13 protein-coding genes and 2 pseudogenes are annotated in these 14,304 nt (G+C 70.8%); 8 read left to right on the forward strand and 7 right to left on the reverse strand.

Features of this window, described 5'->3' with window-relative positions; translation table 11 throughout:
- The first annotated feature begins 21 nt into the window (after positions 1-21).
- Positions 22-867, forward strand: a complete 846-nt coding sequence (locus ACWCQM_RS33525; RefSeq protein WP_450918838.1) for a PepSY domain-containing protein — start codon at positions 22-24, stop codon at positions 865-867.
- Positions 868-964: 97 nt separating this feature from the next.
- Here the strand turns inward: ACWCQM_RS33525 and ACWCQM_RS33530 are convergent, their stop codons facing one another.
- Both ACWCQM_RS33530 and ACWCQM_RS33535 read right to left on the reverse strand, forming a co-directional pair.
- Complete coding sequence (locus tag ACWCQM_RS33530; protein ID WP_450918839.1) at positions 965-1,459, reverse strand: GNAT family N-acetyltransferase; 495 nt, start codon at positions 1,457-1,459, stop codon at positions 965-967.
- A 78-nt stretch (positions 1,460-1,537) separates the two neighbouring features.
- The gene (locus tag ACWCQM_RS33535) at positions 1,538-1,900 is read right to left on the reverse strand and encodes a hypothetical protein (protein WP_450918840.1); all 363 of its coding nucleotides are present in this window, start codon (positions 1,898-1,900) and stop codon (positions 1,538-1,540) included.
- 233 nt (positions 1,901-2,133) lie between these two features.
- On the opposite strand from ACWCQM_RS33535, the gene ACWCQM_RS33540 reads away from it, so the two are divergent.
- Together ACWCQM_RS33540 and ACWCQM_RS33545 are read left to right on the forward strand one after the other, a co-directional pair.
- Positions 2,134-3,228, forward strand: a complete 1,095-nt coding sequence (locus ACWCQM_RS33540; RefSeq protein WP_450918841.1) for a hypothetical protein — start codon at positions 2,134-2,136, stop codon at positions 3,226-3,228.
- A gap of 129 nt (positions 3,229-3,357) precedes the next feature.
- Positions 3,358-4,125 carry an NPP1 family protein gene (locus tag ACWCQM_RS33545; protein WP_450918842.1) on the forward strand — a complete coding sequence of 256 codons (768 nt, stop codon included), beginning with the start codon at positions 3,358-3,360 and terminating at the stop codon, positions 4,123-4,125.
- Positions 4,126-4,190: 65 nt separating this feature from the next.
- Here ACWCQM_RS33545 and ACWCQM_RS33550 read toward each other — a convergent pair whose 3' ends face one another.
- Positions 4,191-4,622: a VOC family protein gene (locus tag ACWCQM_RS33550; RefSeq protein WP_450918843.1), complete on the reverse strand. Its 432-nt coding sequence runs from the start codon at positions 4,620-4,622 to the stop codon at positions 4,191-4,193.
- Positions 4,623-5,130: 508 nt separating this feature from the next.
- On the opposite strand from ACWCQM_RS33550, the pseudogene ACWCQM_RS33555 reads away from it, so the two are divergent.
- From ACWCQM_RS33555 to ACWCQM_RS33565, 3 genes and pseudogenes are all read left to right on the forward strand, one after another.
- A pseudogene (locus tag ACWCQM_RS33555) lies at positions 5,131-6,855 on the forward strand (rhamnogalacturonan lyase family protein); the annotation flags it as partial.
- Positions 6,856-6,909: 54 nt separating this feature from the next.
- Positions 6,910-7,518: pseudogene (locus tag ACWCQM_RS33560) on the forward strand (DUF6250 domain-containing protein); the annotation flags it as partial.
- Between the two features lie 62 nt (positions 7,519-7,580).
- A complete protein-coding gene (locus ACWCQM_RS33565; RefSeq protein WP_450918844.1) occupies positions 7,581-7,847 on the forward strand; it encodes a hypothetical protein in 267 nt (88 codons plus the stop codon).
- A gap of 127 nt (positions 7,848-7,974) precedes the next feature.
- Here ACWCQM_RS33565 and ACWCQM_RS33570 read toward each other — a convergent pair whose 3' ends face one another.
- Positions 7,975-8,391: a hypothetical protein gene (locus tag ACWCQM_RS33570; protein ID WP_450918845.1), complete on the reverse strand. Its 417-nt coding sequence runs from the start codon at positions 8,389-8,391 to the stop codon at positions 7,975-7,977.
- Positions 8,392-8,453: 62 nt separating this feature from the next.
- Between ACWCQM_RS33570 and ACWCQM_RS33575 the strand changes: the two genes are divergently transcribed.
- Entirely contained in the window at positions 8,454-9,302 is an 849-nt protein-coding gene (locus ACWCQM_RS33575) for a prephenate dehydratase (protein WP_450918846.1), read from the forward strand.
- Positions 9,303-9,391: 89 nt separating this feature from the next.
- On the opposite strand, the gene ACWCQM_RS33580 is transcribed toward ACWCQM_RS33575, so the two are convergent.
- Together ACWCQM_RS33580 and ACWCQM_RS33585 are read right to left on the reverse strand one after the other, a co-directional pair.
- The gene (locus ACWCQM_RS33580) at positions 9,392-10,603 is read right to left on the reverse strand and encodes a phospholipase D-like domain-containing protein (RefSeq protein ID WP_450918847.1); all 1,212 of its coding nucleotides are present in this window, start codon (positions 10,601-10,603) and stop codon (positions 9,392-9,394) included.
- Between the two features lie 287 nt (positions 10,604-10,890).
- The gene (locus tag ACWCQM_RS33585) at positions 10,891-11,781 is read right to left on the reverse strand and encodes an LLM class F420-dependent oxidoreductase (RefSeq protein ID WP_450918848.1); all 891 of its coding nucleotides are present in this window, start codon (positions 11,779-11,781) and stop codon (positions 10,891-10,893) included.
- A 109-nt stretch (positions 11,782-11,890) separates the two neighbouring features.
- Between ACWCQM_RS33585 and ACWCQM_RS33590 the strand changes: the two genes are divergently transcribed.
- Positions 11,891-12,532 carry a LysE family translocator gene (locus ACWCQM_RS33590; protein WP_450918849.1) on the forward strand — a complete coding sequence of 214 codons (642 nt, stop codon included), beginning with the start codon at positions 11,891-11,893 and terminating at the stop codon, positions 12,530-12,532.
- Positions 12,533-12,785: 253 nt separating this feature from the next.
- On the opposite strand, the gene ACWCQM_RS33595 is transcribed toward ACWCQM_RS33590, so the two are convergent.
- Positions 12,786-14,258: a cytochrome P450 gene (locus tag ACWCQM_RS33595; protein WP_450918850.1), complete on the reverse strand. Its 1,473-nt coding sequence runs from the start codon at positions 14,256-14,258 to the stop codon at positions 12,786-12,788.
- Positions 14,259-14,304: the final 46 nt, after the last annotated feature.

A 14,304-nucleotide genomic window follows, 5' to 3' on the forward strand; every position in this document is an offset into this window, starting at 1 on the left:
TGGGCGGCTAGGCATGCCAGCATGAGATTTGAGCCCCGCCGAAATAAGACCGTTTCCCTGCGTTCCCGCCGCCTCCGCGTCGCGGGAGGCGCCCTGTGTGCCGCCGCCCTCGCGGCCACCCTTGTGACCGGTTGCGGCCAGGACAGCGGTGACAAGACCGCCGCGGCCACCTCGGAGGCCGCGAAGGTCCTTCCGAAGCAGACGACCAGCCCCTCCGGCAGCCCGTCCGCGACGGCCCAGCTGACCGAGGCGCAGACCAAGCGCAAGGACCTGCTCTCGAACGTCAAGATCACTTTCGACAAGGCGGCCACCACGGCCGTCGGTGAGGTGTCCGGCGGCAAGCTGGTCGATCTCGACCTCGAGCCCCTCGACGAGGACGATGACGATGACGCGACCGGCAGCCCCAGCCCGACCGGAAGCCCGACCGGCAGTCCGACCGGCAGCCCCAGCCCGACCGGAAGCCCGACCGGCAGTCCGAGCCCGACCGGCTCCGCCAGCCCCAGCGGCAGCTCCGACGCGCCGAAGTGGGTCGCCGAGGTCGTCGAGGAGGACGGCACCGCGCACGACGTGACCATCGACGCCGTGTCCGGAAAGGTCCTCGACTCCACGACGGACCCCGACCAGAGCGACGCCGACAAGCAGGAGCTGGCGGATCAGGTCGCCAAGGCGACACAGACCCCCGAGCAGGCCGCCAAGGTCGCCACCGACAAGGCGGACGGCTGGGTCACCTCGATGAGCCTCGACGAGAACGACAGCCAGGTCCTGGTCTGGCAGATCGACGTGGTCACCAAGGACTGGAACAAGACCGTCTTCGACGTGGACGCTGCCAAGGGCACGATCACGGACGAGCAGGTCGACGACAACTGATCACCGCACCATCCCGGACCACTCATCGGTGGCGGACCGCTTCGCGGTGCGCCGCCGATGCGCATTCCCGGCACGCGCGGGCCGGAGGGCGCCAGGCTCAGCCGCCGGGGGCCGCCAGATACCGGGTGAAGCGGAGCCCGGGCTTCCCCATCAGCGTGAGGGTGCCGGCCTCGGCGAATCCCGCACGGGCCAGCACCGTCCTGGAACCCGCGTTGTCCACCGTCGTCCTGGCCCTCAGCACGGTCAGTCCGTACTCCGCGAGGGCCAGCGCGCACACGTCTCGGACCGCCGAGGTGGCGAGCCCCCGCCCCGAGGCCCGCTCGGCGACGCGGTACCCGAGCTCGGCGGCCCCGTCCTCGACATCGACGAGGTTGAACCGTCCCAGCACCGCGCCCCCGCTGTCCGCCACGACATGGAAGTGGTGCAGTCCCGCCGCCTGTTCGGCGAGCAGCTCGGCGTGACGCGCGGCGAACCCGGTGAAGAAATCGTCCCCCCGGTCCGGGATCGAGGCGGCGAAGTACGCGCGATTCTCACGCTCGAAGGCGAGCAGGGCCGGAGCGTGATCAGGGCGAAGGCGCTCGAGGACGGTCATGCGGCGACGATACAGAGCCGCTGCCGCCGGGACCCCCGGGGGAGTGCTGCCCAGGCCGCCCGGCCGTGCGGTCCGCGCTCACAGCCGGGCCCCGACAGCGGCGCCGTTGCGCGGCACGAGGAAGGCCGGGGACGACGGCAGGGAGCCGACCGCCCCGCGCGCTCCAGTGATCGGGCCCGTGTCCGTGCTGATGACCGCGGCGTCGTTCCAGGTGCCGCCGATGTCCCAGGAGTTGCCGCTGGACGCGGTATCCGCGCCGACCGCGGCCGGGCGTGCGTCCGAGACGGACAGATTCGCGGTGAGCGTCGCCCGCGCCCCCGCGGCGGCGTCGTCGCCGTCCACCGCCACGACGATGGGCGACGTGGCGGCCGAGGCGTCGTCCGGTGCCGCTGAGATGACGGCCCCCAGGACCACTGCCAGGGACGGGCCGACGATACGCATACGAGCTCCCGGTTCACGATGAGGCGGCTGACGGAAGGACAGTCGTCGCCGTGGCCCGGAACGTTGCCCCCTTCACGTCGGAGGCCGCCGTCACGGAACGAGTCCTGAGTGTCGTTTCCGCCGGGCCGTGCTGCGAATGTCCGTACGAAGGGTGACCTCGGCCCGTCGGTCGCGTTGTACAGGGCGTGCCTCCCTCCTCTCCGAGTTCGCCCCCCGCCCCGGCCCCGCCGGCCGTGAAGCCGAATCCCTTCCTGCTGACGCCCCGCCAGGGGGAAGCAGCACGTGAGCTCCTGGCCCATGTGTCCTCGCTGCCGCTGAAGGGGGCCGATGCGCGGCTCCTCGCGGTGGTGGTCACCATCCGTGCGGCGCGGAGCGGGATCGGCAATCTCACCGGCCAGGATCTGCGTTCCCTCCGCCTGGCCGACGCCGAGGGGGCCGTCGTCGCCGTCTCCGCCCTCGGCTGGCAGGGTCAGGAGGCGCTGCTCGGGGACGACCTCGTCACTCCTGTGGCGATCACTCTGCCGGAATTCGCCGACCGCCGGCTGCCCTTCGGCAAGGTGATGCGGTCCCGGGTCTCGGGATGGACGACCAGGACGCTGTCCGCCAAGCCCGTCAAGAAGACCTCGACCGCCGCACGGCTGGCAGCCCTCTACCTCGCGGCCCACGGGCCGGCCGACGAGCGCGGCACCCTGCCCGCCGACCTGCCTGCGGACTGCCTGCCCGCTCTGCCGGAACTGCTCGCCAAGGGCTTCCTGCGGGAGCTGGACGGAAGCGGCTATCTGCTCGGCGAAGCCGTGCGGCACCTCTCGGGCATGCGCCCCGTGCCCGTTGTCCCGCCCCGGGCGGACGACGGCCCGGTGGAGCAGACGCCGAGCTGGGACGAGTGGAAGGCCGGGGTGAGCGTCGCCCTGCGGCGGCACGTCGAGGCCGTCGAGAAGTGCGCCGACTGCTCGTTGTCCACCGTCAGGGTGTCGGAGGCCTTCATGCGCAAGGCCGTGCCCGCCCAGTTCGAGGAGAAGGTGCGCAGGGCCTACGGCGTCTGGGAGGCGAGGTATCCCGACCAGGGGCCTCCCGCGGCCCGGTTCGCGGCCTCCTTCCGGGCCTCGCACGGCCACGGACCCTCCGTCAAGCAGCTCTGCAAGGGGATGGGCTGGGGAAAGATGTCCAGGGACCTGCGGATCTTCGTCATCCGCCGGCTGATCGCCGACGGGTGGCTGATGAACACCGATCCGGTGCCGTGGACCCTGCGCCCCGGCCGGAACGCCCAGGCCGGCGCGGCGGGTGCCGCGACGTCAGCCGGGGCGCCCGCGCGCCGCCCCGCGCCGTAGGCCCCGGCCCCTCACCTCTGTCCGTACTCCCGGCGGCCGTCGACTCGGGCCCGCGCGGTTCGATGTGCTTGCGATGGGCATGTCAGGCGTAGCCGCGTGCCCCCACCACGCGCCGACCGGGAGGACACAGTGAAGAGCAGAGCCCCGATCCGCAAGGTCTCACTCGTCGTCGCCAGTGCCGTCGCACTGGTCGTCGCATCGGGAAGCAGCGCGTTCGCGGCCCCGCCGGCCGCGCTGCCCGCCGCCGCGGACGGACTGGAACAGACCTTCCAGCCCGCGTACGACTACGACACGGACGGCTGCTATCCCACGCCGGCCATCGGCCCCGACGGGACGATCGCCGCCGGACTCAACACCACCGGCGCCGTGAACGGGAGCTGCCGTGACGCCGTGGATCTGGACAACACCAACGGCTACGCCCGCTCCAAGTGCAACAACGGCTGGTGCGCGGTCATGTACGGCCTCTACTTCGAGAAGGACCAGGCGGTGGCGGGCAGCGGGCTCGGCGGCCACAGGCACGACTGGGAGCACGTCGTGGTCTGGATCCAGGACGACGTGGCCCGCTACGTCTCCACCTCAGCCCACGGCGACTTCGACGTCCACGCCGCCGGGGCGATCCGCTGGGACGGAACACATCCCAAGATCGTGTATCACAAGGACGGGTTGAGCACCCACTGCTTCCGCCCCGCGAACTCCAACGACGAGCCGCCCGAGAACCATTACCACGGCTGGCGCTACCCGGCCCTCGTCGGCTGGAACGGCTACCCGGCAGGGCTGCGCGACAAACTGAGCCAGGCCGACTTCGGCAGCGCCGTCTTCGGCCTCAAGGACGGCAATTTCAACAACCACCTGGAAAAGGCCGAACCGGCCGGAATCCCCTTCGACTCCTACGCCTGAGGAACGGACCGCCCGGCGGGCAGGGGTGGCGTCGAGCCCCCGTGACCCGCCGGGCCGACGGGGCGTCAGCGCTCCGACAGCTCCGTGGGCGCCTCCTGGACCACCCAGCCGTTGCCGTCCGGGTCGGAGAAGGACATGAACGAGTTCCAGGTGTCACCCTTGCCCTCCTCCCAGCCCGTCGCCCCCACATGCCGGATCGGGGACACGTCGACGCCTCGGCCCGTCAGCTCCGCACGCGCCGCCTCGATGTCCGTGACGCAGACCTGGAGTCCCTGGAGCGTGCCGGGAGCCATCACCTCCATACCGGGAGCCGCGGGCATGCCCTGGAGCATGGCGATCGAACACCGTGAGCCGGGCGGGGTCAGCTGGATGATGCGCATCCCCGGAGCGACCTCGTCGTCCAGATCCAGCTTGAAGCCTGCCTTCTCGGCGTAGAACTCCTTCGCCCGGTCCATGTCGGTGACGGGGACGGGGATGACCTCGAGTGTCCAGTTCATGGAGCCTCCTCAGCAGAGCCAGTACGCCTGGCGGGAATGGGTCGCCCTCGGCCGAGCCGGGACGGGGAGGGCGCCGCGGCGGAGTCCGAAGGAGGTCCACCATCACCCGGCAGGGTGCCGGCGCGCACCTGGAAACGCCGTCCGGCCCCACACCGTGACCATGTGCGCCGTAACGCCGTGCGCTCCCGGTCCGTTCCGTGCCGTTCCACGTCACTCCGTTGCCGCGCCCGGTCCGTGACGGCCGGATGTGCCGCAGATTGCGGTCACGTGGCAGCGCGCCGGAAATCATCGACAGCGGGGTTTCCCCGCCCGCAGTGTGGATCTTCGCAGACAGCGCTTTCCAAGCTTCGGAGGATCCACCATGCTCCCCGTCCGTCCAGGGCGCCGCAGATTCGCGGCGGTGAGCGCTGTGGCCGCTCTCGCCGGCCTGCTCGCCGCCCCGTCCGTACACGCCGCTCCCGCAGGGGACAAGGCCGGTCACGCCGCCCAGCCACAGACCCGCAGGATTATGGAGGCCCTCGACCGGGGGCTCGTCGCCGTACCTTCGGGAAAGGGCACGTTCCTCAGCTGGCGGCTGCTCGGCACGGAGTACGGCTCCGACATCGCCTTCAACGTCTACCGGGGCGGCAAGCGGCTGAACCACCGGCCCGTCACCTCCTCCACCACCTACCAGGACGACAGCCGCGGGCACGGCGCCTACACGGTGCGCGCGGTCGTCGACGGCCGTGAGAGGAAGGCGAGTGGCGGCGGCGCCCTGGACCTCGCGAAGGGGTACGCGGAGATACCGCTGGCCGATGCCGCCGGGTACACCGTCCAGCACGCCTGGCCCGGTGACCTCGACGGTGACGGCAGCTACGAGCTCGTGGTCAGCCGGCTGTCCGGCACCCGGGACCGGCCGGACCTGCTGGAGGCGTACACCCTCACCGGCGAGCGCCTGTGGCGCGTCGACCAGGGTCCCGGCTCGTACACCCAGCTGCCCGGCAACGGGGCGAACGACCCGGCACCGGCCGCGATCAGCGGCTCCACCGCCATCGGCGGATACCGCAACGACGACAACGTCACCGTGTACGACCTCGACAGCGACGGCAGGGCCGAGGTGCTGGTCCACACGGCGGACGGCACCACCTTCGCCGACGGGGGCAGCGTCCGGGCGGCATCGCCCGCCGACCAGTTCGTCTCCGTCATCGACGGCGCCACCGGCGTCGAACGCACACGGCAGCCGGTGCCCGGCGACTTCACCCCCGACGGTCCCTCCGGCGGCCAGTTCGGCATCGCCTACCTCGACGGCGTCCACCCGAGCCTGGTGACCAAGCTCGTCACACGGGTGGGTGCCAAGCGCGGTGCCTTCCGGACGCTCATCCAGACCTGGGACTTCGACGGCCGCGCGCTGAAGCCGAACTGGAAGTACGTCGTGCCGGCCGACAGCGGCGCCACCAGCTTCCACCAGATCCGCACCGTCGACGTCGACCGGGACGGCAAGGACGACATCGCCGACGGCAACTACGTCGTCAACAGTGACGGAACCCTGCGCTACGTCGTCGACGGCGCCGGCCACGGCGACCGCTTCCACATCGCCGACCTGGACCCCGACAGGCCGGGGCTGGAAGGCTTCGCGATCCAGCAGTCCGAACTCGGCGTCGTCTCCCGCTTCCCCTGGTACTACTACGACGCGGACACCGGCGAGCGCCTGGTGACCGGCGAGCACCCCGCCGACCCCGCGAGCGAGGCGGACCTCGACGTCGGCCGCGGCACCACGGCCGACATCGACCCCCGTCACAAGGGCCTCGAATACTGGACGTCCACCGCCGACGTCACCGCACCCGGCGCGGGCGTGCGCAACGTCCGGGACGGCAAGGTCTCCGCCACCACACCCAGCGTCAACTTCCGTGTGTGGTGGGACGGCGACAAGGGGGCCGAACTCCTGGACGGTACGCACGTCGAGAAGTGGAGCCCCACCACCGAGACGAGCACCCGCGTGTTCGACCCCAGCGGAGTCGTCGCGGGCGCCCGCAACGCCACCCCCTTCTACGGGGACATCCTCGGCGACTGGCGTGAGGAGATCCTCGCGGAGACCGAGGACCACAGGGCCCTGCGCCTCTACACGACCACCGAGCCCACCTCCACCCGTCTCTACACCCTGGCCCACAACCCGGCCTACCGCCTCGGCTGGACCGTGCGCGGCTACCTCCAGTCCACGTTCACGGACTACTACCTCGGCTACGGCTCCAAGAACCCGTCCAGGCCCGCGATCCGGACCGACACGGGCCCCGACCGGGCCTGGACCGCGATCGCAGGTGACACCTTCCGCTCCGGCACCGGCCTGTGGACCTCCGAGCTCCAGGACGGCGGGAGCGTGACGGCCGCCGACGGAGTCCTCGACATCGACGTGCCCGCCGGAGCCACGGTCTGGTTCGACCGCAGGCTCAGCGGACCGTACGAGATCGAGTACACGGCGACCGCGGTGTCCGCCGGCGGAGCCAACGACCGGGTGTCCGACCTGAACAACTTCTGGAACGCCACGGACGTCCGCTCACCCGACGACATATTCGGCACCGGACGCGGGGGAGCCCTGGCGGAGTACGACCATCTCAAGACCTACTACGTGGGCTACGGCGCCAACTCCAACACCACGTCCAGGCTGCGCCGTTACGTCGGCGAGGCGGGCAGCCGCCCGCTGCTGCTCGACTACACCGCCCCGCTGCTGACGGCCAACGAGCCCAACCGGGTCCGTATCGTCTCGGACGGGCCGACCGTGCAGTGGTGGAACAACGGCAGCCTCGTCTTCGACTACCAGGACCCCGAGCCGTACACCAGCGGTCACTTCGCGTTCCGCACGGTCACCAGCCACTTCAGGATCAGCGACTTCACCGTCTGGCGCCCGCCGACGCGCGGCTGAGCACCGCCCCCCTCCCGGTGCTCCACGGTGGATTGTCAGTGGTGGCTGTGATGCTGGAAGGCATGGACGAACTGATGAGACGCCGCGTCTACGGCGCCGACCACGACGACCCCGATCCGGGGCCCCGGCCCGGTCACGTCTACGTGGAGCTGGTGGGCGGCCCGCTGGACGGGCTGCTCCTGGACGTGACCGGCTGGCCCGAGGACCGTCGCGCGGTGGGCGCGGCTCTCGGGACGGAGCTCGGGAAGTTCGGCGCGGGAGGCAGCGCCGTGTACGGACCGGTGGACGCCGACCCGAAGCGGTGGGCGTGGCAGGCGGACAGCCCATGAGCTGCCCGCCCGCCGGTCACCGGCCCGGTTCCGGCGGCGACCGGTGCGTTCACCGGTGTTCGGCCCCCGGGACCTCATCGGCATGCCGTCACCCGACCCGGCCCCGACCGGCGCCCCAAGGCGGCGGTCAGGCCGGGCCGAGGCAGGTGCAGTACGTGATCGTCGCGTCGTCCGCCGCGACCGCGCGGCGGTCCTCCGCCCGGCGGACCCGGCGGATGATGTCGGAGGAGCCGCCCGACGCCAGGGTGGCCATGACCCCCGGCCAGTCGGTGAGCCCGAATAGGTCCACGATGCGGCCGGCGCCATTGCTGAGCAGCGCGGCAGCGCTCAGCCCGGAGACCTGACAGCTGCCGGTGATCGCCTCCTCCGCTGCCCCGGGATCGTCCTTGGCCACCCAGAAGCCGCCCGGACGGTTCCGGTTGGCGCGCATGTCCCGCAGGACGCGGCGGTAGTCGTCGCACGCGCTCGGCCGGGGTGTCTGCCAGGTGAAGGGCCGCACCCCTGTGAATCCGGCCCCGGGCGTACCCCCGATACTGGAGTACACGCGATTTCGGTGGAGCTTCTGCCGTTCATGGACGCGATCAGCACGGTGGAAGGCGAGACACGGTGACGACGACCGTTGCATATCAGGGCGAGCCCGGGTCGAACTCGGCGACGGCCGCCCGGTTCCTCTACCCGGAATGCGGTGAACTGCCCTGCACCGGTTTCGAGCAGGCCCTGGACGCCGTGACCCTCGGTACGGCAGACCTCGCGGTGATCCCCGTCGACAACTCGACGGCCGGACGCGTCGCCGACGTACACCACCTGCTCCCCGAGTCGGGGCTGTTCATCGTCGCCGAGCACTTCCTCGCCATCCGCTTCGACCTCATGGGTGTGCGTGGCGCCACCCCCGAGGACGTGGAGTGCGTACGCAGCCATGTGCACGCACTCGGCCAGTGCCGGAAGGTCCTGCGAGAGGGTGGCTGGCGCACTCTCGTCGCCGATGACACCGCCGGTGCGGCGCGCGAGGTCGCGGAACTGGGCGACCCGCGGCACGCGGCCCTCGCCCCGCCCGCCGCGGCTCAGCTGCACGGTCTGGACGTGCTGCGGGCCGGTGTCGAGGACGACCCGGACAACACCACCCGGTTCGTGGTCCTCTCCCGGGACGCGGTTATCGCACCGGACACGGGCCAACCCACGATGACGAGCCTCTTCTTCAGCGTGCGGAACATTCCGAGCGCCCTCTACAAGGCCCTCGGCGGGTTCGCCAGCAGCTCCGTGAACCTCACCAAGATCGAGAGCTACCAGATGGGCGCGGGGCTGAACGCCAGCCACTTCTACGTCGAGATCGAGGGGCACCCCGACGACCCCCGCGTCGACCTCGCGCTGAACGAACTCCGCTTCTTCTCCTCCGAGGTGCGCGTCCTCGGGGTGTATCCGGCGCACCCGCACCGCCTGGGGGGCCGTACCGCCTGAGCCCCTGGCGCATATAGTTGCGGGGTACACGTATATTGCCGTGATTCAGGCCGGTACCTGCGTACGCGCACGCGTCCGCAGCGCGGGTGTCACAGCCAGCGCCGGATCGGCAGGACCGCTGCTTCCCGCACCCGCTGCACGACTGAGCGGCGCTTCCACCGGCTCCCGTCGATCAGGACGCTCTTCTCCATGTCCTCTTCGAAGTGGCCGTCCAGCGTGGCGGTGAACTCCCGGTCCAGCACCGCGAGCATCACTTCCTCGTCGTGCTCGAGCGAGCGGCGGTTGAAGTTCGTCGATCCGATCAGCGAGCCGATCCCGTCCACCGTCAGCACCTTGGTGTGCATCATGGTCGGCTGGTACTGGTAGATCTTCACGCCGCAAGCGGTCAGATCCTCGTAGAAGTTCTGGCCTGCCAGCTGGCACACCCGTTTGTCCGTGTGCGGCCCGGGGAGCAGTATCTCGACCGACACACCCCGGCGGGCGGCGGCGCACAGCACCTCGACGAAGTACGCATCGGGCGAGAAGTACGCCGTGGTGAGCCGGACCCGTTCCTCCGCGGACTCCAGCACGACGCGGAGCAGGGTCTGCATGTCCTGCCAGCCGAAGCTGGACGATCCGCGCACCACCTGGACGACCGAGTCGCCGTGCCGTGTGGCGTCCACGAACCTGTCGCGCTCGGTGAAGAGCTCGTCGTGGCACTCGGCCCAGTTCTGTGCGAACGCGGCGGCCAGACCGTCCACCGCGGGACCCTGAACCCGCACATGGGTGTCCCGCCACTCGTTCTCGTTGCGGGCGTCGCCGCACCACTCCTCGGCGATCCCCACCCCGCCGGTGTACGCGGTCTCCTCGTCGGTGATGAGGACCTTGCGGTGGCAGCGGTGGTTCTGCTTGAGCGGAGAGAGGTACAGCGGCTTCCGGAACCACGCGACATCCACCCCGGCCTCGTCCATCAGGGCCAGCTGCTCCTTCTCGATCAGCCGGGACCCGAAGCCGTCCAGCAGCAGTCGCACCCGTACTCCGGCGCGCGCCCGCTCGGCCAGCGCCTCGGCGAACTCGCAGGCGATGTCCCCGCGCCAGTACACGAACGTCATCATGTCCACGGTGTGTTCGGCACCACGGATGGAATCGAGCATCGCGGGGAAGATCTCGTCCCCGTTGCGGAGCGGGACGAGCTTGTTGCCCTCGGTCGCGGCGATGCCGATCAGGCGCTCCAGCCGCCGCCGCAGCCGCTTCGCGCGCTCCTCGTGGAAGGTTTCCTCGGGTCTGTCGTGCGTGGATCTCTCATCTATGTGGCTGGACATATCTCTCACCTGGTGAATTGTGGGTAAACGGGCAGGGCGACCTTACTTGTCGCCCTCTACCCCCTGGAGCCGCCGGTATGGCTCCGGGCCGTCAACCCCACCCTGACCGCCACGAGGGCCGACCCGGCTCAGGTCCCCAGCGCGGGGACCTTGGACCAGTACACCGACTACGCGCGGGCCGGTGTACGGGCCGGCTGACCGCGCTCCGTACGGCATGAGAAATGGCCGGTCCGGCCGGGTGTCCGCTGATCCGCCCGGCCGGACCGGCCTCCGTGGCCGGCCTTCCGCTACAGCTCGCCGGCGAACGCCCCGGCCAGCTCTCGCCACTGGGCGCGCGGCAGTTCCGTGCCGCGGTCTGCCGCGGTGACCACCTGGAGCGCGACATGGTCCGCCCCCGCGTCGAAGTACTCCTGCGCACGGGCCTTCACGTGCTCGGCGTCGCCCAGCGCGAAGAGAGCGTCGAGAAGACGGGCACTGCCGCCGCCCTCGAAGTCGCTCTCCGTGAATCCCAGGCGAAGCAAGTTGTCCGTGTAGTTGGGAAGCCGTAGGTACATGGCGAACATGTGCCGGGCTGTCGTGCGGGCCCGGTCGATGTCGGTGTCGAGCACGACCGAGAGCTCCGGGGCGAGCAGCGCGTCGGGGCCGAGCGCCTCGCGGGCCTCCGCCGTGTGCTCGGCGGTGACGAGGTAGGGGTGCGCTCCCAGCGTCCGCCCGGCCGCCAGCTTCAGCATCTTCGGGCCGAGCGCGGCGAGCACCCGGTGTCCGGCTTCCGCGGGCGGTGCCGCCGCGTCGAGTGCGTCGAGGTAGTCCACCATGGCGCTGTACGGCTTCTTGTACCCGGGCACCATGGGACCGTGGCTGACACCCAGGCCGAGGACGAACCGGTCACGTGCGCCCGCCTCGATGGCCGCGACTCCCGCTGTCACCTCCTCGGCCGTGTGATCCCAGATGCTCAGGATGCCGGTGGCCACGGTGATGGTGCGGGTGGCGGCGAGGACGGCCGCCGCGTCCTCGACCGAGGGGCTGCCCCCGAGCCAGAGAGTCCCGTAGCCCAGCTCCTCGAGCTCGGCGACCGCCTCCGCGATCACCTTCCTGCCCGTGTCGTCTGTCCGTGAGCTGTGCAGCGCACCGCTCCAGATACCGATCCGTCCGAATGTCTCGCGCGTCTCAGAGGTCATGGTGTGATCAACCGCGGCCCGTGCCGGCTATTCCCGGGTGAACCGGGATTCCTCACAAAGAGGGGGTGCGTGAGGAGACCGGCCGCGCGTTCTCGTACGCTGGCCTTCCATGGCAATAGACACCGCGCTGTGGTCCTTCGCCCTGGTCGTAGGGCTCCTCACTCTCACACCCGGACTCGACACCGCTCTGATCCTGCGCACCTCGGCCCTCGGCCGGCGCAGGAGGGCCTGGGGCGTCGTTTTCGGAGTCCAGACCGGCACCCTGGTGTGGGGCGCACTCACCTCCTTGGGAGTGACCGCGCTCCTGACCGCGTCCCACCTCGCCTATGTGACGTTGCGCTGGGCCGGTGCCGTCTACCTCGTCTGGCTGGGCGTCCGCATGCTCAGGGACACCTTCCAGGGGCTGCCCGAGCGGGGCGCCACCGACGAGTCCCCTCTGCTGACCGGTCAGGACTCGGTCACCGGTGGCTGGCGGCAGGGCACTCTCACGAACCTTCTCAACCCGAAGATGGGCGCGTTCTACGTCGCCGTCCTGCCCCAGTTCATTCCCGAGGGCGCGAGCCACTTCGCCACGGGGCTCCTGCTCACCTCGGTGCACATCGTCCTCGGCCTGCTGTGGTCGGCCGCCCTCATCGGGTTCGCCCGCGTGCTGCACGGCTGGCTGCGCAAGCCTCAGGCCCGGCGTCTGCTCGACCGGATCACCGGCACCGTCATCGCGGGGTTCGGTGTCCGGCTCGCCCTGAGCGACTGAGCCCGCGATGGCCGGCTTCACCTCGGGCCGCTCGCCCCGGTCACAGCGAGCCCCGGATGCGGGCGCGGAGCGACTGGTTTCCAGGCGGTGTGCCGCTTCATGCCGGGGTGTACGCGTTCCTGGCTGCCGCCCGTCAAAGCTGCCCGTCAAAGCCGCCCGTCAAGGTGCCCGTCAAAGGTGCCCGTCAGCACCGCCCGTTCAGCGCAGCCCGCTGCGTCCGCCGGAGTTCGGCGGACGCAGCGGGCGGGGCGGGTCAGGCGCCGGGTTCCGTCTCCGACGCCGACCGCTGGTGGTACGCCATGGTCAGGGCGTCCGGTTTGACCGTGACGACGGCCTGAGCGCGCGGAGGCCGTGAGGTGAGCGTGAAGCGGGGCCAGGCGCCGAGGACGCAGGCCAGGACGATCTGGAGTTCGGCCCAGGCGAAGTTCTCGCCGATGCACTTGCGGCGCCCGTCGCCGAAGGCGAGGAACGAGGCACGTGCGGCGGGTGCGCGTTCCGGCGTCCAGCGGTCCGGGTCGAAGGTGTCCGGGTCGGGGAACCAGCGGGTGTCGTGCTGGTGGAGATAAGGGCTCCAGACGATGTCCGCGCCCTCGGGTATGCGGTGGCCGCCGAGCTCGATGTCGCGGGTCGCCGTGCGCGTCACCATCCAGGCGGGCCCGTACTTGCGGATGGACTCGTACAGCACCTGGCGGGCGTAGGTGAGCCGGCCGATGTCGTCATAGCGGAGGGGGCGGTCACCGCAGACGGCCGCGAGCTCCTCGCGGAGACGTTTCTCCACCCGGGAGTTCCGAGTGATCTCGTACAGCGTCCAGGCGAGAGTCGTCCCCGTGGTCTCGATCGCCCCGGTCAGCAGAGTGATGGCCTCGTCCTGGAGCTGCTGGCGCGTGAGGGGGTCCTCGGCCGTCAGCAGGGTCTTGAACAGCCCGCCCTGGTCCTGCCTCCGGCCCGCGGCGTGCGGGCAACCTGCCGCCTCGGCCTCGGACGCGAGGCTCTCGGCAGGGGCCGTGGCGCCCGAGGGTCCCGCCCCGGGGGGCCGGACGCGGTGGTGGTCGATCGCCTGGTCGATGAGGGCGCGCAGCCGTGCCACACGGTCCGCGTGGGCCCGGTTGGCCGGCAGGGGGAGGCGGGTGACCCAGGGCGGCAGGATCGTCTGACGGATCGCCCCCTTCATGATCTCGGGCATGAGGGTGACGAACTCGCCCTCCAGATGCCCGGGAAGGTCCGCGCCGAACAGGGCGACCAGGAACGCGGAGAGGGCCACCTCGTTCATGTCCGCGTACACGTCGCGCGGCACACCGGCGGGCCAGGCGCCGACCGCGTTCCGTACCTGCTCGATCATGAGGGCGCCGCGATCGGCTATGTGGGCCTTGTTGAACATGGGTTGTACGAGACGCCTGTTGCGCAGATGCGTGTCTCCGTCGGCGACCGTGGCGAGCCCGTCGCCGAAGAACATGCGCAAGGCGTCGATGATCCTGCCGCCCTTCGCGTAATGAGCGGCACCGGTCACCAGGACCTCGCGGGTCAGGGCGGGATCGGTGACGACGTACGCGGGCGTCGGCCCGATGCGTATGCGGACGACGCTGCCGTGCTCGTGCAGCGAGGTGATGAACGGCAGCGGGTCGCGGGCGAGCCGGTGCGCGTGCCCGATGAGGGGCAGGGCGCCGGGGGCGGTGGGTGTGGGGGTGGTCGACGTACTGCCGGCCGACGTGCTGGTGAGGGCACTCATGGGGGGGATCACTCCTGGTGGGGTATCGGCGATCGCGCCGATGCAT

This window comes from Streptomyces sp. NPDC002125, from assembly GCF_053593715.1.